Origin of the sequence: Streptomyces diacarni (genome assembly GCF_003323715.1) — a bacterium.
GTDB lineage: Bacteria > Actinomycetota > Actinomycetes > Streptomycetales > Streptomycetaceae > Streptomyces > Streptomyces diacarni.
The window spans coordinates 80,653-103,655 of the sequence record NZ_QOIN01000045.1 but is presented as its reverse complement, the minus strand read 5'-3'; the positions used below and the strand labels follow the sequence as shown (position 1 = coordinate 103,655).

Below are 23,003 nucleotides of genomic sequence, written 5' to 3'. Positions count from 1 at the left end.
GTCGTTCATGACGTGGTGTCTCCTGTGGCGTCGGGGGACGAGGGGGAGGAGGGAGACGGACGGACGGTGGCGGCGAGCGCGTGGGTACGGGCCGCCAGCGCGTCGAAGCCCGTGCCGTCCATGCCGCCCACGCTCGTCGCCAGGCGGTTCTTCAGCGGGGCCGTCCAGCGGGCGGGGAGGGCTGCGGGCGCTCCGGCGAGCAGCCCCGTCAGGGAACCGGCGCTCGCGCCATTGGAGTCGGTGTCCCAGCCGCCGGAGACGACCCGGCACACGGCGCCTTCGAAATCGCCCCGCGCGTGGGTCAGCGCGGCGGCGAGCAGCGCCGCGTTGGGCAGCACGTGGACCCAGTGGTGGTCCCCGTAGGCGGCGTGCAGCCCGTCCACCACGTGCGCGAAGCCCGCAGGCGAGTCGTCGGGCGCCTCCCGCGCCGCCGCGATGCCCGTGCGTACGGCGGTCGCGTACCGCGACGCCGGCGGGACGACGGACAGCCCCGCCTCCAGGCACCCCTCCACCGCGGCCCCGTCGCCGAGGCCCGCCGCGTGGGCGAGCGCCGCGGCGATGAACATCGCGCCGTAGACGCCGTTCGCCGTGTGGGTCAGCGTGGCGTCCCGCCACGCCGCCTCGGCCGCGGCGCCCGGGTCGCCCGGATGGGTCCAGCCGAACACGTCGGCGCGGATCTGCGCCCCGATCCACTCGCGGAACGGGTTGCGGTACGCGCCGGTGAGCGGCGGCTCGACGCCGGCCAGCAGGTTGCGGTACGCCACCCGCTCGGCCGTGAACGTGCGCCCCGCGGGCAGCTCGTCCAGCCACAGCCGTGCCACGTCGCCCGTGGTGAAGCCGTGCCCGTACCGCTCCAGCAGCAGCACGCCGAGCAGCGGGTAGTTGAGGTCGTCGTCCTCGGGCGCTCCGTCGATGTTCTCGGCGAGCGAGTTCGCGGCGGAGCGGCGGTTCCACGGGTGCGCCGCGGCGGTCGCGGCGTCCAGGCCGCGCTCGGTGAACCAGCCGGACAGCGGCCAGTTGCCGGTGGCCCTGGCCAGCGCCCTGATGCCCTGAAGCGTCACCTTCTCCACCGGCTTGCCCAGCACGCATCCGGCCGCACGGCCCAGCCAGGCGGCGTGCAGCCGTTCCGCGTACCCGGGGCGCACCCGGTGGTCCGCGCCTGGCCAGCTCGGGCAGGCGGCCCGGATCGCGTCGAGACCGGTCGGCTCGTACGCGGCGGCGGGCGCCTCGATCCGGGCGAGCTCGTCCAGCAATTCCCCGGCGAGCGCGCGCAGGCGCGGGGCGGCCGGTGCGGGTGACGCTCCGGCCCGCTCGGGGGCGAGGGTGCCGCCCGCCGCCCGCCACCGCCGCTCCACGTCCGCGACGTCGCGGCCGTCCTGCGCCGCCTGCCGCAACTCGTGCCCGACCAGGTCCTCGGGCTGCACCCAGGTCAGCCGGACCAGCGGCTCCTCGCCGACGGGCGCCCGCGCCGCCCCCTCGTCGTACCCCGGCGTCATCGCTCGTCCGCCAGCGTCGCGAACGCCGCCTCGTGAGCGCGCCTGCGCTCCACGTCGCGCGCGTACACGTCGCGCGCCACGGCGGCCAGCGCCAGCGCGGGGGAGCGCAGGTCCAGTTTGCTGGCCGCGGTGATCTCCGCGCTCCACTCGGCGGGCACGGCCGCCTCGCCGTGCAGGGCGCCGACCAGAGCGCCGCTCATGGAGGCGATGGAGTCGCAGTCGCGGCCGTAGTTGACGGAGCCGAGGACGGTGGCGCGGTAGTCGCCGCCGCCCACCAGCAGCATGCCCAGGGCGATCGGCAACTCCTCGATGGCGTGCAGCCGCGACGGGCGGCGGGCGCCCAGCGAGGGGCTGCGGTACTCGGGGCCCACGGTGTCGAACGGGGCGACGGCCTCGCGCAGCGGCGCCAGCGCCGCCTCCCAGTCGTCGTACCCGGCGGCCGTCTCGCGCACGGCTTCGACGGCGGCCCGCGTGCCGTCCTTGGCCAGCCGCAGCGCCTCGGCGACGACGGATTCCGGGGTGGCGCCGGGCCGGAACGCGGCGGCCACGGCGGCGGCGAACACCCCGGCCGCCTCCCGCCCGTAGGAGGACTGGTGGGCGCCCGCCACGTCGAGCGCCTCCGCGTAGGCGGCGTCCGGGTTGCCCGCGTTGACCGCGCCGACCGGGGCCATGTACATCGCGGCGCCGCAGTTGACGATGTTGCCGACGCCCGCCTCGCGCGGGTCCACGTGCCCGTAGTGGATCCGCGCGACCAGCCACTTCTCGGCCAGGAAGATCCGCTGCAACAGCAGGGCCTCGGCCTCCAGTTCGGGTATCCAGCGCGGTTCGCCGATCAGGTCGGGCACCAGGTGGTCGGCCACGGCGTAGGCGTCCAGATGGTCGCGGACCTTCTCGTAGACGCGGACGAGGGCGTGCGTCATGAGGGTGTCGTCGGTGACGTGCCCGTCGCCCTTGTGGTACGGGGCGATGGGGCGGGCGGTGCGCCAGGCGTCCTTGTGGAACGGTTCGACGATGCCGCGGACGCGACCGCCGTGCCGCTCGGCGATCGCGGCGGGCGACCAGCCCTCGACGGGCCCGCCGAGCGCGTCGCCGACGGCGGCGCCGACCAGGCAGCCCACGGTCCGGTCGGTGAGGGAGAGCGTCGCGGCGGGTGCGGTGGGGGAGCTCATGGCTTCTGGGGTCCTTCCGGGGCGTGGTCTGGACGGGTGGTGACCGCACGGCGGTCGGTGGGCGCCGGGTGGTGCGCGGCCAGCCGGCCCGCCGTCTCCACCAGGTCGGCGCCCGCGAACTGGGGCAGCGCGCAGCCGGACAGCCTGCGGCAGCTCTCGCGCCAGGAGGCGGGTACCGCGCGCGCCCCGCCGAGCGCACCGGCCAGCGCCCCGGTCAGCGCGGGCGCCGAGTCGGCGACCCGGGACAGGCACGCGGCTGCCGGTACCGCCTCGCTCAGCCTGCCCCGGGCCGCGGTCGCCACCGCGAGCGCCACGGGCACCGTCTCGGCGGCGGCGATGCCGTAGCTGTAGACGTGGTCGACGATCTCGTGCTCCAACACCGGGACCAGCGCGAACGCGCTGCCCGGCAGCCCGGCGCTCTCCTTGAGCGCCGCGTGCGCCAGCCGCAGGGCCGCCAGCGTGTTGCGGCGGATCTCGGTGCCGTCGGGGAGCTGGTCGAGTGCGGCCGCGACGCAGGTGTCCGTCTCGCCGCCCGCCAGCGCGACCGCGACGGCGGCGGCCATCGCGCGGGCGCCGTGCACGCCGTCGTCGTCCTGGGTGTAGCGGGCGTCGAACTCGGCAAGACGGGCCGCGGCTGCGGGGTCGCCCGGGTGGACGACGGCCAGCACGGCGGCGCGCCCGCAGGCGGCGTCGTCGAAGTAGTGCGGGTTGTCGTGCCCGGTCGCCGGGGGCCGCAGCCCGGCGGCGAGATTGCCAAGGCCCGCCCGTACGGAGATGCGGGCGCGCAGCGGGATCTGTGCCGACTCGATCTCCTCGGCCCGCTCCGCGGCCGCCGCCACCTCGTCGGCCAGCGCGTTCCACGCCAGCGTCAGCGCGGCGCGCACCCGCTGGTCGGGCGCCAGGTCGCTGTGGGCCGCCGGGTCGGCGGACAGCACGGCGTACGCGGTGAAGGCGGCCCACTCGGCGTCGTCGGAGGGGCCCAGACGCAGCGGCTCGGGCGGCTGGTTGAGCGCGATGGGCACCGGCAGGGTGGTGGTGGCGTTCTGTTCGGCGAAGGTGTCCAGTTCGCGGGTCAGCCTGCGGGTCCAGTCCGGCAGCCGGGCGGCGCGGTGCCGCCCCGAGGGCCAGCCGGCGGCGTCCCCCGCGGCCAGCCCCAGCAGCAGCCCCTCGATCCGGGCCGCGCCCTCGCCGCCGGAGGGGTGGGTGTTCGCGGGCGCGGCGGTGGTGGTGCTCATGAGGCGTCCCGCGCCGCGTCGGAGGGGGCGAGGTGGCCGCCTGCGGCGCCCACGAGCCGGTCGGCGATCTCGCGGACGTGCCGCCCCGCCATGGCGGGCAGACAGCTGCCCCGTACGGGGCGGATCGCGGACGACCACCGTTCGGGGATGGCCGCGTGCCCGCGCAGCGCGCCGGCGAGCGCGCCGGCGACGGCGGCGGTGGTGTCGGCGTCGCGGCCCATGTTGACGGCGGTGAGCACCGCGTGGGTGAAGTCGCCGCGCGCCGCGGTGAACGCGCCGAACGCCAGCCCGATCGCCTCGGGCGCCAGGTCCGTCCACGGGTAGCCGCCGATGACGACGGACGAGCGCACGGCGCGCTCGACGCTCAGCCGCGTCGCGTCGGGCCGCAGCGGTGCGCGGCGCGCGGCCGAGACGGCGCGCTGGAGGGAGCGGGAGGTCCAGGAGTTCTCCGGGATCACCGACAGCGCCGCCTGCACGGCGGCGCCGGGGCTGTCGCTGACCATGGCCGCCGCGACCCCCGCGGCCACCGCACGGCCGCCGTAGATGCCCTCGCCCTCGTGGCTGACGGTGCCGTCGATGGCCACCAGCCGCGCGGCCTCGGCGGGCCGCCCGGCGGCGAACACCCCGAACGGCGCGGCCCGCATGGCCAGCCCGTCGCTCCAGGCGTGCCGGTGCTGCGCCGAGATGGGCGCCGCCAGGCCACGGCGCAGATTCTCCAGCGTGCCGCGCTCGCTGAAGCCGGCGCCGCGGAAGGAGCCCTCGTCCAGGTCGGCGATCCACCGGTGCCAGGCCGCCTCCACGTGCTCCACGGTCAGCGCGGAGCCGTGCTCGGCCAGCAGCAGCCCGGAGAAGAGGGCGTACTCGGTGTCGTCGGTGCCGGCCGGATCGTCGCTGACGAACCCTTCGATGCGGCCCCACCTCTCGCGGATCTGCGACGGTTTCATGTTCTCGGCGGGCGCGCCGAGCGCGTCCCCCACGGCGAGTCCCACCATCGCGCCCCTGGCGCGGTCGGTCGGTGAGGGGGTGAGGGCGCGAGGAGCGCGGGAAAGGGAGGGGGCGGGTGCGGAGGAGTGGGCGGGCGAGGGAGCGGAGGACGCGGATCGTGCGGGCGGTGCTGCGGCCGACAGCTCGGCGCTCATGCGGAGCTCTTTCTGTGCGTTTTTCCGTGCCGTGCGCTGGGGCGCACTCTCTCCGCCGCGACGGCGGAGAACCGGGGCACCTGGCGGCCGTATGCCGGCCTCGGTGCGGATCAGACGGCGGGGGAGGACGGCCGGCCGGGGCCGTGCCGTGCGGCTCTTCCCGCCGGAGGGGTCATCTCTGGTAGCGGTCGAGGATCAGGTTGCCGTCGTCGACCAGCGCGTCACGCAGCGCGTCCAGGTCGGTGTCGGCTCTGTAGTAGCGCTGGAAGGCGGGGGTGGCGACCTTGTCGGACCACTCCGCGTAGCCGCGCACGCCGAGTGTCGGCGAGGGCCGCAGGGTGCGGGCGATCCGGGCGCCCGTGCGCCAGCCGTCCTCGCGCCGGTTGATCTCGGGGTCCTTCAGTGCCTCCTTCGCGGTGGGCAGCAGCCAGTCGCCCTTGGCGAGCGCTGCCTGGTGCTCGGGGGTGGTCATGTAGGCGACGAAGTCGGCCGCGGCCTTCTTGTGCGCGCTCTCCTGCGCCACGGACAGGGTCTGCGGGACGACGCCCTGCGCGTTCTCGCCCTCGCGCTGACCGCGCGGCAGCGGCAGGACGGTCCACTCGAAACCGTCGGGCGCCTGCTGCTGCACCTGCTGGCGGAAGGAGAAGTTGAGCGGCACCATCGCGTAGCGTCCGGCGAAGAACCCGGGCAGCGTGTCGGAGCCGCCCATGCCGAGCCCGCTGCGCGGCGCGGTGCGGTCCTTGTTGACCTGGCGGTGGATGAGCTCGCTGATGGCCGCGTCGCGCCCGGTGAACCGCACGGTGTTCTTGGTGCCGTCGCCGGTCCGCTCGCGGGTGAAGAGGCGTCCGCCGGTGGACAGCGAGAGGTTGACGGACTGTTTGACCGGCTCCTTCATCGGCCACACGGTGCCGTACCGCTCGGGTTTGCCGTTGCCGTCCTTGTCGCGGGTCAGCTTCTTCGCGGCCCGCTCGAACTCCTGCCACGTCCAGGGGTGGCCCGCGGTCGGTATCCGTACGCCGGAGCGCTCCAGCAGCTTCTTGTCGGCGATGATCACCTTGGGTTCCTGGAGGAACGGCACGCCGTAGACGCGGCCGCCGTTCATCGTCACGGAGTCCCAGCCGGCCTGCGGGATCGCGGCGCGCGACTCCTCGGGCAGGTAGTCGCGCAGGTCGGCGAGGTAGCCGCCGTAGGCGAAGTCGGTCAGGTCGCTGGCGTCGTCGTGGATGATGTCGGGCGCCTCGCCGCCCTCGAAGGAGGTCAGCAGCTGGTCGTGGACGGTGTCCCAGGCGCCCTGCACGTAGCGGACCTTCACCTTGCCGTGGGTCTTGTTCCACCGCGCGACCAGTTTCTTGTTCGCGGCGACGGACTCCTTCTGCCAGGCGAGGCTGTAGTAGTCCAGGGTGACGGTCTCGTCGCCGTCGCCCTCGCCGCCGCCCGCGCAGGAGGTGAGCAGGGCGCAGGTCAGCAGGGTGGCGGTCGCGGCGCGGACGGCTCCGCGCGTTCCCCTCGGTGCGCGGCGCATCAGCCCTTCACCGCCCCGGCCAGCATTCCGGAGGCCAGCCGCCGCTGGAGCAGGGCGAAGAACAGCAGGCTCGGGATCGTCGCGAGCACCGAGGCGGCGGCCAGCGGGCCCAGGTCGGCGACGCCCTCGTCGCCGAGGAAGCGGGTGAGGATGACGGACATCGTCTGGGTCTCCGGGGACTTGAGCAGGACGAGGGCGAAGAAGAACTCGTTCCAGGCGGTGACGAAGGAGAACATCAGCGTCGCCACCAGGCCGGGCGCCAGCAGGGGCAGCACGACACTGCGCAGGATGCGCGGCCTGCTCGCCCCGTCCACCGCCGCGGCCTCCTCCAGCGAGACGGGCACCGCCTTGACGTAGCCCTGGAGCATCCACAGCGAGAACGGCAGGTTCCAGACGACGTAGACGATGATCAGCCCGCCGAGGGAGTTGACCAGGTGCAGATTCTTCAGGACGAGGAAGAGCGGGATGATCACCAGCACGAACGGGAACATCTGGCTGACCAGCACCCACCCGTTGGCGGCCGTGCTCACCAGGGAGCGGTGGCGCACCAGCGCGTAGGCGGCCGGCACGGCCAGCGCCACGGAGATGAGGGTGGCGCCGCCGGCGACGATCAGGCTGTTGAGCGCCGAGCGGGCCAGCGGCTGGGCCTCGAAGGCGGCGCGGAAGTTCTCCAGCGTCGGGTGCTGCGGCAGCCACGTCGGGTCGATCCTGCCCAGCTCCTGCGGTGACTTGAAGGAGGTGGAGACCAGCCACACCAGGGGGAAGGCGAGGAAGACGAGGTAGCACAGGAGCCCGGCGTACTGCCCGGTGCGGCCCGCGAGGCGCAGGGTGCGCCGCCGCCCGTGTCCGGCGGAAGGCGCGCTCGTGCGCGCGGTCGGCGCGCCGAGGCTGCTCGTGCCGCTCATATGGCGTCCTCCTTGAGGCGCTTGCGCAGGAACACCGTGAGGAACACGGCGACGACGGCGATCATCACGACGCCCATCGCGGCGGCGTAGCCGAACTGGCCGTACTTGAAGGCCTCCTCGTAGGCGAAGAGCATCGGCAGCCGCGTCTGGCCGCCCGGCCCGCCCTGGGTGAGCACGTAGACCAGGCCGAAGGAGTTGAAGTTCCAGATGAAGTTCAGCGCGGTCATCGCCACGGCCACCGGCTTGAGCGCGGGCCAGGTCACCGAGGCGAACCGCCGCCACACCCCGGCGCCGTCCAGCTGCGCGGCCTCCGTCAGCTCGTGGGGCACGTTCTGCAGTCCTGCCAGCAGCACGACGGTGGTCTGCGGCATGCCCGCCCACACGCCGACGAGGATGACGGCGGGCAGCGCGAGGGAGAGGTTCGTCAGCCAGTCGATGTTCTCGGCGGACCCACCGATGAGGCCCACCTGCCGGAGCGTCTTGTTGAGGATGCCGGCGTCCTGGTGGTAGACGAGCCGCCACATGATGCCGACCACGACCTCCGGCATCGCCCAGGGCACCAGCGCCAGGGTGCGGGCCAGCCAGCGGAAGCGCAGGTTCTGGTTGAGCAGCAGCGCCAGCCCCAGCGCCAGCACCAATTGCAGCGCGGTGACCGCCACCGCCCACACCAGGCCGATGCGGAACGACTCCCAGAACAGCGAGTCCAGGCGCAGGTCGGCGAAGTTGGTGACGCCGATGAAGTCGGTCTCCACGGTCCGCCCGAACTGGGCGTCGGTGAAGGCGAGCGAGATGGCGTACAGCAGCGGCCCCACGCTCAGCACCAGGATCGGCAGCAGCGCGGGCAGCAGCAGGAACCAGGCGCCGTGGTCGAGCCCGAGGAGGCGCTTGCGGGCCGCCGGGGTGCGCGGCGGCGGGGTGCCGCGCCCGCCCCGTCCGCCGCCGCGGGCCGCGGGGACCGTGCCTGTCGCCTCGTCGCCGAGCGACGCGGGGGAGGCCGTGCTCATCGGGCACCGCCTCTCGCCGTGGTCGCGGACGTGGACGGGGACGTGAACGCGGACGTGAACGGGGGCGTGGACGGGGCCGACGAGGCGCGCACGACCAGCCGGGGCGCCGTGGTCACGCGCCGTGCCGCGCCGGGGCGGGGCCCTCCGGGTTCGGGGCCGGGGCCCTGGCGGTCGTCGGAGCCGGGGGTGTCCGAGAGTCGCTCCAGCAGCATCCGCGCCGCCGTCCTGCCGCGCTCCTCGGAGCCGAGGTCCACACTGCTCAGCGGCGGCCAGCAGGCGCGGGCGAGGTCGCTGTCGTCCATGCCGACGACGGCCATCTCCTCGGGTATGCGCAGGCCCCGCTCGTGCGCGGCCTGCGCCGCGCCGAGGGCGAGCTGGTCGTTGGCGCAGAAGACGGCGTCGGGGGCCGTACCCGCGTCGAGCAGGTCGTGCAGCGCCTCGCGTCCGGCGGCCAGTCCGAAGGAGGTGGCCCGCTCCAGCGCCGGGTCCGGCACGACGCCGCCCTCGGCGAGCGCCTTGAGGTAGCCCTGGCGGCGGTTGTGGCCCGGCACCGTGTCCAGGGGGCCGTTGACGAACGCGATCCGCCGCCTGCCGCTCTCGACGAGGTGGGTGACGGCGAGCCGGGCGCCGAGGACCGAGTCGGCCTGCACCGCGTCGACCGGCACGCCCTGGGGAAGCGAGCCGATCACGACCACGGGCCCGGCCGCGGCCGTCAGCACCTCCACGTGCTCGGGGGTGATGCGGATGGGGCACAGGATCAGCCCGTCGCTCGTCCGGTCCCCGAGGCTGCGTACGACGGCGAGTTCGTCCTCGATCACCGCGTCGGTGGAGTGCAGCAGCAGCCGGTACCCGGCGGCTCGGGCGACGGCCTGGATCTGGCGGACCATCGCCACGTAGACGGGGTTGCCGATGTCCTGCATGGCGAACGTCAGCTGTTTGGTGCGCCCGCCCTTGAGGGACTGGGCCACCGCGTTGGGCACGTAGCCGAGCTCGGCCGCCGCCCGTTCGACCCGCCGTACGGTCTCGGGGCGCGCTCCCACGCCGTTGAGGACGCGGGAGACGGAGGCGATCGAGACGCCCGCGCGCTCCGCGATCGACACGACGGTCGGTGGTCCGCCGTCAGACATCACTTCGGCCCCTTCGCGATGGAGGTCCGCCGGAGATTCCGCCGGAGTGTCCGATGAGGCAGCCGCCGCGCGGGCTGTAAACCTTTACAGCGACTGAAAACGTTTACAGATATTGGGCGCGCCCTCCCCTTCTGTCAAGGGGTCGGACACCTCCGAACGGTGGCGGGCGACTTGTGGAGAGGGGTGGAGAGAACGAGAAGACGCGGATCGTCAAGAACCGCCTCCCACTGATCGGGAACGTGTCTAAGGTGTGCAGGAAGTGACACGTGCAGACACCAAGTGCCGCCGCTCACAGGGGAATCAGCGACCATGACCAGTCAGCCCCGGCCCGCCGGGAGCGCCTCCGCACACACCGCGGACAGGTGCCCCGCACACGCTTCGAACGCCACCGCGGCCCCGCCAGGCGCGGTCCCCCTCATGGGGCCCAGGTTCCACACCGATCTGGAGGCCCTCCACCGGGACATGCGCCGCGACCACGGCCCCGTCGTCCCCGTCACCCTCCCGGGCAGCGTCCCCGCCTGGCTCGTCATCGGCTACCGCGAACTCCTCCGCGTCACCGGCGACCCGCTGCTCTTCCCCCGCGACCAGGGCCTGTGGAACCAGTGGCCCAACGTGCCCGAGGACTGGCCACTGCGCCCGATGATCGGCACCCCGCAGCCCTCGGTCTACTTCACCGTCGGCGAAGAGCACCGCCGCCACCTGGCGATGGTCCAGGACGCGCTCGAGAGCGTCGACCACATCGAAGTGCGCCGCACCACCGAGGAGATCGCCGACCGGCTCATCGACGGCTTCTGCGGCACGGGCGAAGCCGAGATCATCTCCGGCTACGCCCGGCCGCTGACCATCCTCGCGCTGGCCCGCGTCCTCGGCTTCGCCGACTCCGAAGGGCCCGCGCTCATCCGCTCCCTCAGCGACATGTGCGACGGCGGACCCGACGCGCTCCAGGGGTTCCAGGACGCGCTCGCCGCGATGAGCCGGCTCGTCGCACGCGTCCACCACACGGCCGGCGCCGACATGGCCTCCGCCATGACGGCCCACCCCGCGCCCTTCACCGACGAGGAGTACGTCCTCAACCTGATGGCGCTCACCTCGGCCGGGTTCCTGCCCACGTCCGACTGGCTCGGCAACTCGGTGCGCCTCATGCTCACCGACGACCGCTTCGCCGCCTCGCTGACCGGCGGCCGCCACAGCATCCCCGAGGCCATGAACGAGGTCTTGTGGGAGGACACCCCCACCCAGATCCTCGCAGGACGCTGGGCCGCCCGCGACACCAGGCTGGCCGGGCGCCACATCGCCAAGGGCGACATGCTGCTGCTCGGCCTGGCGGGCGCCAACGCCGACCCCGACGCCCACACCCCGCACTCCGGCGACGGGCTGCGCAACAACAACTTCGCCCACTTCGCCTTCAGCCACGGCGAGTACCAGTGCCCCTTCCCCGCCCAGGAGATCGCCGAGATCCTCGCCCGCACCGGCATCGAGGTGCTCCTCGACAGGCTGCCCGGGATCGAACTCGCCGTGCCCGCGCAGGCGCTGGCACGCCGCCCCTCGCCCTTCCTGCGCGGCATGACGGTGCTCCCCGTCAGGTTCGAGACCACCCCGCCCCACGGAGGACACTGATGTACCCACAGCCCACGGCCGAGAGCCCCCTCGCCGAGGCGCCCGAGAGCCGCTGCCCCGCCCACGGACCCGCGGCGCCCGCGCAGGAGACGTCCGCGAGCTGCCCCCTGGAGATCGACCCGCTCGTCGGCGGCCTCGCCGAGGAGACCGAGGCGCTGCGGACCGCGGGACCCGTGGCCCGGATCGCGCTCATGGGCGCCGAGGCCTGGACGATCACCACCCACGCCGAGGCCCGCGGGCTGCTCACCGACAGCCGGCTCGTCAAGGACATCGGCCGCTGGAACCTGTGGCGCAGCGGCCGCATCGACCACACCTGGCCGCTGATCGGCATGGTCGACGCCGGCCGCTCCATGTTCACCGTCGACGGCGCCGAACACCGCCGCCTGCGGGTCAAGACGGCACAGGCCCTCACCCCGCGCCGGCTGGAGGCCAACAGGGGCGTGATCGAGGGCATCACCACCGCGCTCCTGGACCGCATGGCGGAGCACGGCCCCGAGGAGACCGTCGATCTGAAGGCCGCCTTCGCGCAGCCGCTGCCCATGTCGGTCGTCTGCTCCCTGATGGGCGTCGACCCCGCACTCGAACCCCGGCTGCACGAGCTGTACGAGGCCTTCTTCTCGCTGCTGACCCCGCAGGACGAGCGCCTCGCCGTCATCGAGGAGCTCGACGGGCTCTACCACGACATGGTCCGCGCCAAGACCGCCGCTCCCGGTGACGACCTCACCAGCGCCCTCGTCCTCGCCGACGAGGGCGGCGAACCGCTCACGGCCGAGGAGGTGCGCGGCAACCTCGAAGCCATGGTCGCCGCGGGACACGAGACGACCGTGACCCTCATCCTGTGCGCCGTGCGGGCCCTGCTCACCCATCCGGAGCAGCTGCGGCTCGTGCTCGACGGCGAGGTCGGCTGGGACGCGGTCATCGAGGAGACGCTGCGCTGGGAGTCGCCCTCCACGCATCTGCTCATGCGGTTCGCGACCTCGGACATCGAGGTCGCCGGCACGGTCATCGAGGAGGGCGAGGGCGTCGTGATGTCCTACCGCGCCATCGGCCGGGACCGCGCGCAGCACGGGGACGGCGCCGACCGCTTCGACCTGCGCAGAGCGGCCGCCGGACCCGTGCGGCACCTCGCCTTCGGACACGGGCCGCACATCTGCCCGGGGGCCGCGCTCTCCCGGCTGGAGGCGTCGATCGCCCTCCCCGCGCTGTTCGCCCGGTTCCCTCAGCTGCGGCTCGCCGTCCCGGCGGAGCGGATCCGCAACCGTCCGGTCCTCAGCCAGAACGAGCTGGAGGCGCTGCCGGTGGTGCTGGGCGCCGCCGCCCGCTGAGCCCGGCCGCACCCTCTCCCTCCGCAGCTTCCTCCCCGCCGCTGCCGCCCGGGCTTCCGTCGGCCCTCCGGGCCCCGGCAGCAGGACGGACCGATGCCGTGGTCTGTCCTGCTGCCGAGAGGCCGTGGGCCAGGTCACAGCGTCGTGCGGGCCTTCCGGGGCATGATCCGCGTGTTACCCGGCGGTTTCATTTCGTGCGGCCCCGGGCAGTAGTCCGTAACGCCGCCGGCAACGACGCGGGTGGCGAGCAAGTCGTTCCTCACCGGGGTCACCACCTTCGACCCCGCCCCCTTCCGTGCAGGTCCCACGAGGACCAGGCCGCCCCGTGTCCGCATCGCGAGACGTGTCTTCCACTTTCCGGGAAATCGGCCACCCTGTAACCTGCTCGAAAATTCTTCTGCCACAAGAGGGCCAACGTCGTCCCTCGGTATGTACCACTGCCACGAGACGACGGGAGCTGCCGATGCGTGCTGTGCCGACAGCGGATTGGGCCGCCGACCGCCCTGCCAAGCAGGGCATGTACGACCCCCGATACGAGCACGACGCCTGCGGTGTCGGCTTCGTGGCGACCCTGACCGGCGAGGCCGGCCACGACCTCGTCGAGCAGGCGCTGACCGTCCTGCGCAACCTCGAACACCGCGGCGCCACCGGGTCCGACCCCGACACCGGCGACGGGGCCGGCATCCTCCTCCAGCTCCCCGATGCCTTCCTGCGCGAGAACGTCCCCTTCGCCCTGCCCGAGTCCGGGTCCTACGCCGTCGGCATCGGCTTCCTGCCGCACGAGGACGAGGACGCCGAAGCCACCTCGGCAGCCGTCTCACACATCGAGACACTGGCGTCCGAAGAGGGGCTGACGGTGCTCGGCTGGCGCGACGTGCCCGTCGCACCCGAGCTGCTGGGCCCCGGCGCCCGCGCCACCATGCCGACCTTCCGCCAGCTGTTCGTCGCCGCAGCGGACGGCGAACGCGAGGGCATCGCACTCGACCGGCTCGCCTTCGTGCTGCGCAAGCGCGCCGAGCGCGAGGCCGGCGTCTACTTCCCCTCGCTGTCCGCGCGCACCCTCGTCTACAAGGGCATGCTGACCACCGGACAGCTGGAGCCCTTCTTCCCCGACCTGTCGGACCGCCGTTTCGCCAGCGCCATCGCGCTGGTCCACTCGCGCTTCTCCACCAACACCTTCCCGAGCTGGCCGCTGGCCCACCCCTACCGGTTCGTCGCCCACAACGGCGAGATCAACACCGTGCAGGGCAACCGCAACTGGATGCGGGCCCGCGAGTCGCAGCTCGCCTCGGGGCTGTTCGGCGACCACGAGACGCTGGAGCGGATCTTCCCCATCAACACCCCCGGCGCCTCCGACTCGGCCACCTTCGACGAGGTGCTCGAACTGCTGCACCTCGGCGGCCGTTCGCTGCCGCACTCGGTGCTGATGATGGTGCCCGAGGCCTGGGAGTCCGCCGAGTCGCAGGACTCCATGGACCCCGCACGCCGCGCCTTCTACCAGTACCACTCCACGATGATGGAGCCCTGGGACGGCCCCGCCTGCGTCACCTTCACCGACGGCACCCAGGTCGGAGCCGTTCTCGACCGCAACGGGCTGCGCCCAGGGCGCTACTGGGTCACCGACGACGGCCTCGTCGTCCTGGCCTCCGAGGTCGGTGTCCTGGACATCGACCCCGCCAAGGTCGTCCGCAAGGGCCGCCTCCAGCCGGGACGGATGTTCCTCGTGGACACCGCGGAGCGCCGCATCGTCGAGGACGACGAGATCAAGGCCCAGCTCGCCGCCGAACACCCCTACCAGGAATGGCTGGACGCCGGCCTCATCGACCTCGCGGAACTACCCGAGCGCGAACACGTGGTGCACACCCACGCCTCGGTCACCCGCCGCCAGCAGACCTTCGGCTACACCGAGGAGGAACTGCGGGTCCTCCTCGCGCCGATGGCACGCACCGGCGCCGAGCCGATCGGCTCCATGGGCACCGACTCGCCCATCGCCGCGCTCTCGGAGCGGCCCCGGCTGATCTTCGACTACTTCACCCAGCTGTTCGCGCAGGTCACCAACCCGCCGCTGGACGCCATCCGCGAGGAACTCGTCACCTCGCTGCACTCGCCGCTGGGCGCCCAGGGCAACCTGCTGGAGCCGAGCGCCGCCTCCTGCCGCAGCGTCACTCTGCCCTTCCCCGTCATCGACAACGACGAGCTGGCCAAGCTCGTCCACGTCAACGCCGACGGCGACATGCCGGGCTTCAAGTCCGCCACGCTCTGTGGGCTCTACCGTGTCGCCGAAGGAGGGGACGGCCTCGCGGCCCGGATCGAGCAGATCTGCGGGGAGGCCGACGCGGCGATCGAGTCGGGAGCCCGGCTCATCGTGCTGTCCGACCGGCATTCGGACGCCGAGCACGCGCCGATCCCGTCGCTGCTGCTCACCTCCGCCGTGCACCACCACCTCATCCGCACCAAGCAGCGCACCCAGGTCGGGCTGCTGGTGGAGGCCGGCGACGTGCGCGAGGTCCACCACATCGCCCTGCTCATCGGCTACGGCGCGGCCGCGGTCAACCCCTACCTGGCCATGGAGTCGGTCGAGGACCTCGTGCGCGCGGGCACCTTCCTGCCGGGCGACGGGCAAGAGCTCGCGCCCGAGCAGGCCATCCGCAACCTGATCCACGCGCTGGGCAAGGGCGTGCTGAAGGTGATGTCCAAGATGGGCATCTCCACCGTCGCCTCCTACCGCGGCGCGCAGGTCTTCGAGGCGGTCGGCCTGGACGAGGCGTTCGTCGACCGTTACTTCCACGGCACCACCACCAAGGTCGGCGGCGCGGGACTCGACGTCGTCGCCGAGGAGGTCGCGGCCCGGCACGTCAAGGCCTACCCGGTCTCCGGCATCGCCCCGGCGCACCGCGCCCTCGACATCGGCGGCGAGTACCAGTGGCGCCGCGAGGGCGAACCGCACCTGTTCGACCCCGACACGGTCTTCCGCCTCCAGCACTCCACCCGGCAGCGCCGCTACGACATCTTCAAGCAGTACACGCAGCGCGTCGACGAGCAGTCCGAGCGCCTGATGACGCTCCGCGGCCTCTTCTCCTTCAAGGGCGAGCGGTCCCCGATCCCCATCGAGCAGGTCGAGCCCGCCGGCGAGATCGTCAAGCGGTTCTCCACCGGCGCCATGTCCTACGGCTCCATCTCGCAGGAAGCCCACGAGACGCTGGCCATCGCCATGAACCAGCTCGGCGGCAAGTCCAACACCGGCGAGGGCGGCGAGGACCCCGAGCGGCTGTACGACCCGGCGCGCCGCTCGGCCATCAAGCAGGTGGCCTCCGGGCGCTTCGGCGTCACCAGCGAATACCTCGTCAACGCCGACGACATCCAGATCAAGATGGCCCAGGGCGCCAAGCCCGGCGAGGGCGGCCAGCTGCCGGGACACAAGGTCTACCCGTGGGTGGCCACCACGCGGCACTCCACGCCCGGCGTCGGCCTCATCTCCCCGCCGCCGCACCACGACATCTACTCCATCGAGGACCTCGCCCAGCTCATCCACGACCTGAAGAACGCCAACCCGGCGGCCCGCATCCACGTGAAGCTGGTCTCCGAAGTCGGCGTCGGCACCGTCGCGGCGGGCGTGTCCAAGGCACACGCGGACGTCGTCCTCGTCTCCGGGCACGACGGCGGCACCGGCGCCTCCCCGCTGACCTCCCTCAAGCACGCGGGCGGCCCCTGGGAGCTGGGCCTGGCCGAGACCCAGCAGACACTGCTGCTCAACGGGTTGCGCGACCGGATCGTCGTACAGACCGACGGCCAGCTCAAGACGGGCCGCGACGTCGTGATCGCCGCGCTGCTCGGCGCCGAGGAGTTCGGCTTCGCCACCGCGCCGCTCGTCGTCTCCGGCTGCGTCATGATGCGCGTCTGCCACCTCGACACCTGCCCGGTCGGCATCGCCACCCAGAACCCGGCACTGCGCGAGCGCTACAGCGGCAAGGCCGAGTACATCGTCAACTTCTTCCGGTTCATCGCCGAAGAGGTCCGCGAACTCCTCGCCGAACTCGGCTTCCGCACCCTCGACGAGGCCATCGGCCACGCGGAACTCCTCGACACCTCCCGCGCCGTGGACCACTGGAAGGCGCGCGGCCTCGACCTGGCCCCGCTCCTGCACATCCCCGAACTGCCCGAGGGCGCCGTCCGCCACCAGGCCACCGGCCAGGACCACGCGCTGGAGAAGGCGCTCGACAACCAGCTGATCAAGCTGGCCGCCGACGCGCTGGAGGCCGACACCGCCGAGAACGCGCAGCCGGTACGCGCCCAAGTCGCGATCCGCAACGTCAACCGCACCGTCGGCACCATGCTCGGACACGAGGTCACCAGGAAGTTCGGCGGCGCGGGACTGCCCGACGACACCGTCGACATCACCTTCACGGGCTCGGCAGGACAGTCCTTCGGCGCCTTCGTCCCGCGCGGCATCACCCTCCGCCTGGAGGGCGACGCCAACGACTACGTCGGCAAGGGCCTCTCCGGCGGCCGCGTCATCGTCCGCCCCGACCGGGCCGCCGACCACCTGGCCGAATACTCCGCCATCGCCGGCAACACCCTCGCCTACGGCGCCACCGGAGGTGAGCTCTTCCTCCGCGGCCGGGTCGGCGAACGCTTCTGCGTCCGCAACTCCGGGGCGCTGGTCGTCTCCGAAGGCGTGGGCGACCACGGCTGCGAGTACATGACCGGCGGCGCGGCCGTCGTCCTGGGCACCACGGGACGCAACTTCGGCGCCGGCATGTCCGGCGGCGCCGCCTACGTCATCGACCTCGACCTCGGGCACGTCAACGCCGGACTGCGCGGAGCCGTCGAAGACCTGACCGACGAGGACAGGACGTGGCTGCACGAGGTCGTGCGCCGCCACCAGGAGGAGACCGGCTCCACCGTGGCCGCCGGGCTCCTCGCCGACTGGGACGGGCCGAAGGGAGCGGCAGGCCGCTTCCGCAAGGTCCTGCCCGCCACCTACAAGGCCGTGCTCGCCGCCAAGGACGCCGCCGAGCGAGCGGGTCTCTCCACGACCGAGACCCACGAGAAGATGATGGAGGCGGCGACCCATGGCTGACCCCAAGGGCTTCCTGACCACCGACCGCGAGGTCGCACAGTCCCGACCCGTCGACGAGCGGGTCAAGGACTGGAACGAGGTCTACGTCCCCGGCTCCCTGCTGCCCATCATCAGCAAGCAGGCCGGGCGCTGCATGGACTGCGGCATCCCCTTCTGCCACAACGGCTGCCCCCTGGGCAACCTGATCCCCGAGTGGAACGACTACGCCTACCGCGGCGACTGGACGGCGGCCTCCGAACGCCTGCACGCCACCAACAACTTCCCCGAGTTCACCGGACGGCTCTGCCCCGCCCCCTGCGAGTCGGCGTGCGTGCTGGGCATCAACCAGCCGCCCGTCACCATCAAGAACGTCGAGGTCTCCATCATCGACAAGGCGTGGGAGAGCGGCGGCGTCGCCCCCCAGCCGCCCGAGCGGCTCTCCGGCAAGACGGTCGCCGTCATCGGCTCAGGGCCCTCAGGGCTCGCCGCAGCCCAGCAGCTCACCCGCGCGGGACACACCGTCGTCGTCTACGAACGCGCCGACCGCCTCGGCGGCCTCCTGCGCTACGGCATCCCCGAATTCAAGATGGAGAAGCGGCACATCAACCGCCGCATCGAGCAGATGCGCGCCGAAGGCACCAAGTTCCGCACCGGCGTCGAGATCGGCCGCGACCTCGACGCGAAGAAGCTGCGCAAGCGGTACGACGCCGTGGTCGTCGCGGCCGGCGCCACCACCGCCCGCGACCTGCCCGTCCCCGGCCGGGAACTCAACGGCGTCCACCAGGCGATGGAGTACCTGCCGCTGTCCAACAAGGTGCAGGAGGGCGACTACGTCGACTCCCCCCTGACCGCCGAAGGCAAGCACGTCGTCGTCATCGGCGGCGGCGACACCGGCGCCGACTGCGTCGGCACCGCCCACCGCCAGGGCGCCGCCTCCGTCACCCAGCTGGAGATCATGCCCAAGCCGGGCGAGGAGCGGGACCAGGCCCGCCAGCCGTGGCCGACCTTCCCCATGCTCTACAAGGTGACCTCCGCGCACGAGGAGGGCGGAGAGAGGGTCTACTCCGTCAACACCACCCACTTCGAGGGCGACGAGGACGGCAACGTCCAGTGGCTCCACCTGGTCGAGATCGAGATGGTCGACGGCAAGCTGGAACCCAAGCCGGGCACTGAACGCCGCATCCCCGCCCAACTCGTCACCCTCGCCATGGGCTTCACCGGCGTCGACCGCGAGAACGGCCTGGTCGAACAGTTCGGCGTCGACCTCGACGCGCGCGGCAACATCGCGCGCGACGACTCCTACGCCACCAACGTCCCCGGCGTCTACGTCGCCGGGGACGCAGGACGCGGCCAGTCACTCATCGTGTGGGCCATCGCGGAGGGCCGCTCCGCGGCCAAGGCCGTCGACCGTCACCTGACCGGCACCGCCAGCACCCTGCACGCCCCCATCCACCCCACGGACCGCTCCCTGACCGTCTGAGGGGCCCAGAACCTCCGTACAAGGACGTACGGACACCGCGGCGCCTGCCAGTCCCCGACCGGGTCACGGCAGGCGCCGCGGTCTGTCCACGTCCGTCCCCGCCGGCTTCCTCAGTCGCGCACGATCGACTGGATCTCCTTGACGGTGAGGTCCTCGGTGGTGCTGAAAGTGCCCGCCGGCAGCGTGGCGCCGCTTCCGTCGGACCCCTTCCAGGAAATCTCCCAGGTGAGAGTGGCCTTGAGAGGATAGGTGCCGTTCTTGCTGGTGGCGCGGAGATAGCGGACACCGCACGGCGGTGTCTGATCCTTCTTACCCGCGGAGTAGGACTCTCCGAGCTTGCACGTGCCCGAACCCGGATACGTCCTGGCATCCTCGGTACCCGGTTCGAGAGTCAGGGAGACGGGCTCGGCGGTGGTGGTGGCGGAGATGGCGGGATTCTTCAGCGAGGCCGTCACACTCACCTTCTTGAACCTCTTCTTGTCGGCCCACACCCAGGTATCGAGATTGACCGTCTGCTTACCCTTGGGATTCAGTGATATTTCCGTGCGCGGGATGGGCAGCCGCTCGTAGGCGTACTCGGCCAGCACCTTGGGGCTGACGGCGAGAGGCACGTCCTTCGGGGTTTCACCGTCCGGCACCCAGTACGCGTGCTGGCTGCACTTGTAGGAGTCGGGGTCGTCAGCGCGGTCGGGGTTCCTCACCCCTTCCCAGAACATGCCCTCGCCCTGCTTGTCGATGTTGTAGTCCTCGTACTTGTCCGTCTGGTAGTAGTCCTCGTAGAGACCGACCACCTGGTTGGACACCGCGTCCGCGGCGTCCTGGTTGCTCTCCTCCAGCTCGTCGAAGATCGTCTCCGGCTTCTTTTTCTTCTTCGGCTTCCGCTTCTCGGGCTTCGCGCTCTCGATCTTCTCCTTGAGCTCCTTGGGCGACGTCTTCGGCTCATACCAGCACGCCGGCGGCTCCCAGTTGGAGTTCTCCGGAGTCAGCTTGACGGTGTCCTTGCCGGTGTCACCGCCACCGGTGATCTGCACGCGGGAGACCTCGGTGACGATGTCACCGTGGTCGTTTGCACCGGAAGCCTTTTCCCTGTGCTTCCTGTCGGCATGGGCCGGACCAGCCATCGACAGGCAGACTCCCCCGATCAAGCACAGTGCGACGCACGACTCCGCTATCTTTCGCATTCCTCTGCCTCCCGTTTTGTTCTGCTGGAATACGATTGCCAGATCTTGTCCTTGCTGCGTCGTACAGTGCTGGTCTCCAGCGTGTCCCTCCCGTCGCCGGAGTCGTATCGTTCGACCTTCCCCGTCTTGAGGTTCTTGTCGTTCGCTTTCGAGTCGTCGACGCAGTATGTGATCTTGGCGGTGGCGCCGTTGAGGAACTCGACTTCGTGGTTGTAGTACCGAGCTGTGCCGGCCCAGCTGTAGTCGTCGTCGGCGTACGTCGAGATGTACTTGCTCGCGGCGATGAAGGCCTGGCCCTTGGCGTACAGCTTCAGATCGTCCGCGTCCTTGCCCGTGGTGACGATCCGGTCGGTGAGATTGATCCGGCGCTGGTTGTCCGCTACGACCTCGTCCTTCTTCGGGTCACCCGTCTTGGTGTCCTCGAAGACGTTCTTGGCGTCTTCGGCCAGCTTGTACTGGGGTCGTTCATCCCCCCGCGGGGCTGAACTCTTCGAGTCGGATGCCGGGGCGGACTTCGACGGCTTGCTGTCGCCCGCGCCCTTGATCTCGTCCTGGGAGTCGTCGCCGCTTCCGCATGCTCCCAACAGCAGGGCCGCGGCAACGGCTCCTGCGGTCCACATCGCTGTACTCGCCTGCTTGTTCATACGCAACGAATCTCTCAGCTCTCTGCCCGCAGTTCGGTCACCCGAAGTTACTACAGTGAATGAAGGGTCGACAGGCTTCGGGGCTCAGTCCGGTTCGCCCACCTGTGGCAGCCGGTGGTCGTCCAGGCGCTGTTGGACATCTCGCAGCAGAACACGCACAAGCACGGCCGGTGGTTCTGCTGTTCGGGTGCGAGCCCGCTCACCAGGTGGGCCGTCGCGCGGTCCGCTCGCCTGGCGCGGTCGCCGCCCTGCGGCGCGGGCCTCACACGGCGCCCGCGCCTGACATGACGCGCAGGCCTCGGTCGGCGAAGGTGATCAGCCACTCGAAGCTCTGGTCGATGTCGGCGCTCCACTGGAAGCCGTCCGCCGCCTGCAGTGTGGCGAAGCCGTGGCAGAGGCTGCGGAGCATGCGCAGGGCGTGGTCCACGTCGGGCTCCGCGATCTCGTAGCCGCGCAGTACCGCCACGAACGCGGCGAGCAGCCGCCGGCTCGCGGTGGCCAGTGGGTCGTCGGGGCCGGACGGTTCCACGCCGATCGTCGCGGCGTACCGCCCCGGGTGCTCCAGGACGAAGGCGCGGAAGGCGCGGGCCGCGGCCGCCAGCGCTTCGCGGCCGGCGTATCCCTGGACGGCGCCGCCGACGGCGTCGGCGGCCTCGCTCAACGCCAGGGCGGCGATGCGCCGGTTGAGGTCGTCCTGGCCGCTCACGTGTTTGTACAGGGACGGGGTGCGTACGCCCAGCCGTTCGGCCAGGGAGCCCATCGTCAGGTGGGCGAGTCCCACCTCGTCGGCGAGGGCGGCGCCGGCCGCGACCACGGCCGCCGGGTCCAGCCCTGCCCTAGGCACGGGCGGTGTCCGTGTGGAGGAAGGCGAGCATCAGGGAGGCCACCTGGTCGGGGAACTGGTCGTGCGGGTAGTGTCCCGCGCCTTCGATCATCTCGAGGCGGCCGAGGCCGTCCGGCAGGGCGTCGACGATCGCCGAGCCCTCGGCGTGCGGGTCGGCCCAGTCGGGGTCGAGTGTGCCCATGACGACCAGGACGGGGCAGCGGACGTCGCCGAGGTGCGCGCCGGCGTCGGTGGGCGCGCTGCGGCCCATGTTCTGCAGGGCTTTCATCCGGCCCGGTTCGCGCAGCAGGGTGCCGACGCGGTCGAGGCGCGCCGGCCAGTGGGCGGGTTTCACGCCGGGGTACGCCTCGTCGAGGTACGAGCGCCAGAGCCGTACGCTGCCGAACATCGCCGTGCCCAACAGCCGCAGCATGCCGCGCCGGAAGCGTTTCACCCGCAGGTCCGCGAGGCTTATGGACTGCTTGCGGGTGAACGGTGCCAACTCGACGACCTCGGTGATCAGCGAGGGCTCCTGTGCCGCGGCGATGGTGGCGGCGCCGCCGGAGACCGAGTGGCCGACGAGTACGGCGGGGCCGCCCAGGTGGCGGATCAGGGCGAGCAGGTCGCCGGCGAGGGCGGTGCGGGTCCAGGCGGGCCATGCGGTGTCGGACTCGCCGCAGCCGCGCAGGTCGACCGCCGCGACCCGGTAGCCGGCGGCCACCAAGTGCGGGGTCAGGGCGCGGTACGCGGCGCGGCTGTCGCCCATGCCGTGTGCGAGGACGAGCAGTGGTCCTTCCCCCGTCACCTCGTAGGCGAGCGTGCCCTCGTCGACGGCGAGGTACTCGGTCATGGCATCCCCCAGACGCTGTAGCTAATCGCTTTAGCTAGAAGCTAATTCCATTAACCGCACCTGTCAACGCCGGGCGCACACGTGCAGCGGAACGAGCCCCCTGGCGCGGTGGAGCGAGCATCCTCACGTCGTCCTGTCGAGGCCGGGGTGGGCGCGGGCGCCCGCGGTGCGCGGTCGATACGGGGAAAGTGCGCTGCCCGGGCACGATCTGAGGTGTTGCCGCGGACGACGATCCCGTCGCATGCGGCTTCTGCGACCACCAGTCAGCAAGAAGCGCGAGGGAGGTGTATGCGGCCATGAAGATGATCAAGGGTACGGCGAAGTCCCCGAGTTCTGTGCGTCAGGACGAGGGCTACAAGCACTGCGCCTGACATCGCCGGTGATGAAGTTCCGGCCGTGTGCGTGGCTACCGTCACGCGCACGGCCG

The 23,003-nt window shown here is 72.0% G+C and carries 16 protein-coding genes; 4 read left to right on the top strand and 12 right to left on the bottom strand.

Going from position 1 to position 23,003, the window contains the following annotated elements; all coding sequences use genetic code 11:
* Positions 1-5: 5 nt before the first annotated feature.
* The 8 genes from DTL70_RS16340 to DTL70_RS16305 form a co-directional block, all read right to left on the bottom strand.
* Positions 6-1,496 carry an ADP-ribosylglycohydrolase family protein gene (locus DTL70_RS16340; RefSeq protein ID WP_114022675.1) on the bottom strand — a complete coding sequence of 497 codons (1,491 nt, stop codon included), beginning with the start codon at positions 1,494-1,496 and terminating at the stop codon, positions 6-8.
* The gene (locus tag DTL70_RS16335) at positions 1,493-2,665 is read right to left on the bottom strand and encodes an ADP-ribosylglycohydrolase family protein (RefSeq protein ID WP_114022674.1); all 1,173 of its coding nucleotides are present in this window, start codon (positions 2,663-2,665) and stop codon (positions 1,493-1,495) included. The genes DTL70_RS16340 and DTL70_RS16335 overlap by 4 nt, the downstream gene beginning before the upstream one ends.
* Positions 2,662-3,900 carry an ADP-ribosylglycohydrolase family protein gene (locus tag DTL70_RS16330; protein WP_114022673.1) on the bottom strand — a complete coding sequence of 413 codons (1,239 nt, stop codon included), beginning with the start codon at positions 3,898-3,900 and terminating at the stop codon, positions 2,662-2,664. The genes DTL70_RS16335 and DTL70_RS16330 overlap by 4 nt, the downstream gene beginning before the upstream one ends.
* Positions 3,897-4,892 (bottom strand): ADP-ribosylglycohydrolase family protein, encoded by a 996-nt coding sequence (locus DTL70_RS16325; RefSeq protein WP_242757365.1) that lies wholly within the window; start codon positions 4,890-4,892, stop codon positions 3,897-3,899. The genes DTL70_RS16330 and DTL70_RS16325 overlap by 4 nt, the downstream gene beginning before the upstream one ends.
* Positions 4,893-5,211: 319 nt before the next feature.
* Positions 5,212-6,561, bottom strand: a complete 1,350-nt coding sequence (locus tag DTL70_RS16320; protein ID WP_114022671.1) for an ABC transporter substrate-binding protein — start codon at positions 6,559-6,561, stop codon at positions 5,212-5,214.
* Positions 6,561-7,466: a carbohydrate ABC transporter permease gene (locus DTL70_RS16315; RefSeq protein WP_114022670.1), complete on the bottom strand. Its 906-nt coding sequence runs from the start codon at positions 7,464-7,466 to the stop codon at positions 6,561-6,563. Before DTL70_RS16315 ends, DTL70_RS16320 begins: the two co-directional genes overlap by 1 nt.
* Positions 7,463-8,470 carry a carbohydrate ABC transporter permease gene (locus DTL70_RS16310; RefSeq protein WP_114022669.1) on the bottom strand — a complete coding sequence of 336 codons (1,008 nt, stop codon included), beginning with the start codon at positions 8,468-8,470 and terminating at the stop codon, positions 7,463-7,465. The genes DTL70_RS16315 and DTL70_RS16310 overlap by 4 nt, the downstream gene beginning before the upstream one ends.
* Positions 8,467-9,597 (bottom strand): LacI family DNA-binding transcriptional regulator, encoded by a 1,131-nt coding sequence (locus DTL70_RS16305; RefSeq protein WP_114022786.1) that lies wholly within the window; start codon positions 9,595-9,597, stop codon positions 8,467-8,469. Before DTL70_RS16305 ends, DTL70_RS16310 begins: the two co-directional genes overlap by 4 nt.
* Positions 9,598-9,906: 309 nt before the next feature.
* Here DTL70_RS16305 and DTL70_RS16300 point away from each other — a divergent pair, with 309 nt between their 5' ends.
* The 4 genes from DTL70_RS16300 to DTL70_RS16285 all read left to right on the top strand — a co-directional run bounded on the left by DTL70_RS16300 (position 9,907) and on the right by DTL70_RS16285 (position 19,078).
* Positions 9,907-11,214, top strand: coding sequence for a cytochrome P450 (locus DTL70_RS16300; protein ID WP_425470370.1), 1,308 nt, complete (start codon positions 9,907-9,909; stop codon positions 11,212-11,214).
* A complete protein-coding gene (locus DTL70_RS16295; protein ID WP_114022667.1) occupies positions 11,214-12,539 on the top strand; it encodes a cytochrome P450 family protein in 1,326 nt (441 codons plus the stop codon). The genes DTL70_RS16300 and DTL70_RS16295 overlap by 1 nt, the downstream gene beginning before the upstream one ends.
* Positions 12,540-13,002: 463 nt before the next feature.
* Positions 13,003-17,619 carry a glutamate synthase large subunit gene (gene gltB / locus DTL70_RS16290; RefSeq protein WP_114022666.1) on the top strand — a complete coding sequence of 1,539 codons (4,617 nt, stop codon included), beginning with the start codon at positions 13,003-13,005 and terminating at the stop codon, positions 17,617-17,619.
* A complete protein-coding gene (locus tag DTL70_RS16285) occupies positions 17,612-19,078 on the top strand; it encodes a glutamate synthase subunit beta (protein WP_114022665.1) in 1,467 nt (488 codons plus the stop codon). Before gltB ends, DTL70_RS16285 begins: the two co-directional genes overlap by 8 nt.
* Positions 19,079-19,188: 110 nt before the next feature.
* Here the strand turns inward: DTL70_RS16285 and DTL70_RS16280 are convergent, their stop codons facing one another.
* The 4 genes from DTL70_RS16280 to DTL70_RS16265 form a co-directional block, all read right to left on the bottom strand.
* Positions 19,189-20,199, bottom strand: coding sequence for a hypothetical protein (locus DTL70_RS16280; protein ID WP_245979408.1), 1,011 nt, complete (start codon positions 20,197-20,199; stop codon positions 19,189-19,191).
* Between the two features lie 47 nt (positions 20,200-20,246).
* Positions 20,247-20,903: a hypothetical protein gene (locus DTL70_RS16275; protein ID WP_114022663.1), complete on the bottom strand. Its 657-nt coding sequence runs from the start codon at positions 20,901-20,903 to the stop codon at positions 20,247-20,249.
* A 262-nt stretch (positions 20,904-21,165) separates the two neighbouring features.
* On the bottom strand, positions 21,166-21,717 hold the full coding sequence (locus DTL70_RS16270) for a TetR/AcrR family transcriptional regulator (RefSeq protein ID WP_114022662.1): 552 nt from the start codon (positions 21,715-21,717) through the stop codon (positions 21,166-21,168).
* Positions 21,718-21,739: 22 nt separating this feature from the next.
* Positions 21,740-22,576, bottom strand: a complete 837-nt coding sequence (locus DTL70_RS16265) for an alpha/beta fold hydrolase (RefSeq protein WP_114022661.1) — start codon at positions 22,574-22,576, stop codon at positions 21,740-21,742.
* Between the last annotated feature and the right edge of the window lie 427 nt (positions 22,577-23,003).

Coding starts and splice junctions, on each gene's coding strand:
- DTL70_RS16340 (WP_114022675.1), bottom strand. CDS start 1,496: ATGACGCCGGGGTACGACGAGGGGGCGGCGCGGGCGCCCGTCGGCGAG.
- DTL70_RS16335 (WP_114022674.1), bottom strand. CDS start 2,665: ATGAGCTCCCCCACCGCACCCGCCGCGACGCTCTCCCTCACCGACCGG.
- DTL70_RS16330 (WP_114022673.1), bottom strand. CDS start 3,900: ATGAGCACCACCACCGCCGCGCCCGCGAACACCCACCCCTCCGGCGGC.
- DTL70_RS16325 (WP_242757365.1), bottom strand. CDS start 4,892: ATGGTGGGACTCGCCGTGGGGGACGCGCTCGGCGCGCCCGCCGAGAAC.
- DTL70_RS16320 (WP_114022671.1), bottom strand. CDS start 6,561: ATGCGCCGCGCACCGAGGGGAACGCGCGGAGCCGTCCGCGCCGCGACC.
- DTL70_RS16315 (WP_114022670.1), bottom strand. CDS start 7,466: ATGAGCGGCACGAGCAGCCTCGGCGCGCCGACCGCGCGCACGAGCGCG.
- DTL70_RS16310 (WP_114022669.1), bottom strand. CDS start 8,470: ATGAGCACGGCCTCCCCCGCGTCGCTCGGCGACGAGGCGACAGGCACG.
- DTL70_RS16305 (WP_114022786.1), bottom strand. CDS start 9,597: ATGTCTGACGGCGGACCACCGACCGTCGTGTCGATCGCGGAGCGCGCG.
- DTL70_RS16300 (WP_425470370.1), top strand. CDS start 9,907: ATGACCAGTCAGCCCCGGCCCGCCGGGAGCGCCTCCGCACACACCGCG.
- DTL70_RS16295 (WP_114022667.1), top strand. CDS start 11,214: ATGTACCCACAGCCCACGGCCGAGAGCCCCCTCGCCGAGGCGCCCGAG.
- gltB (WP_114022666.1), top strand. CDS start 13,003: ATGCGTGCTGTGCCGACAGCGGATTGGGCCGCCGACCGCCCTGCCAAG.
- DTL70_RS16285 (WP_114022665.1), top strand. CDS start 17,612: ATGGCTGACCCCAAGGGCTTCCTGACCACCGACCGCGAGGTCGCACAG.
- DTL70_RS16280 (WP_245979408.1), bottom strand. CDS start 20,199: ATGGCTGGTCCGGCCCATGCCGACAGGAAGCACAGGGAAAAGGCTTCC.
- DTL70_RS16275 (WP_114022663.1), bottom strand. CDS start 20,903: ATGAACAAGCAGGCGAGTACAGCGATGTGGACCGCAGGAGCCGTTGCC.
- DTL70_RS16265 (WP_114022661.1), bottom strand. CDS start 22,576: ATGACCGAGTACCTCGCCGTCGACGAGGGCACGCTCGCCTACGAGGTG.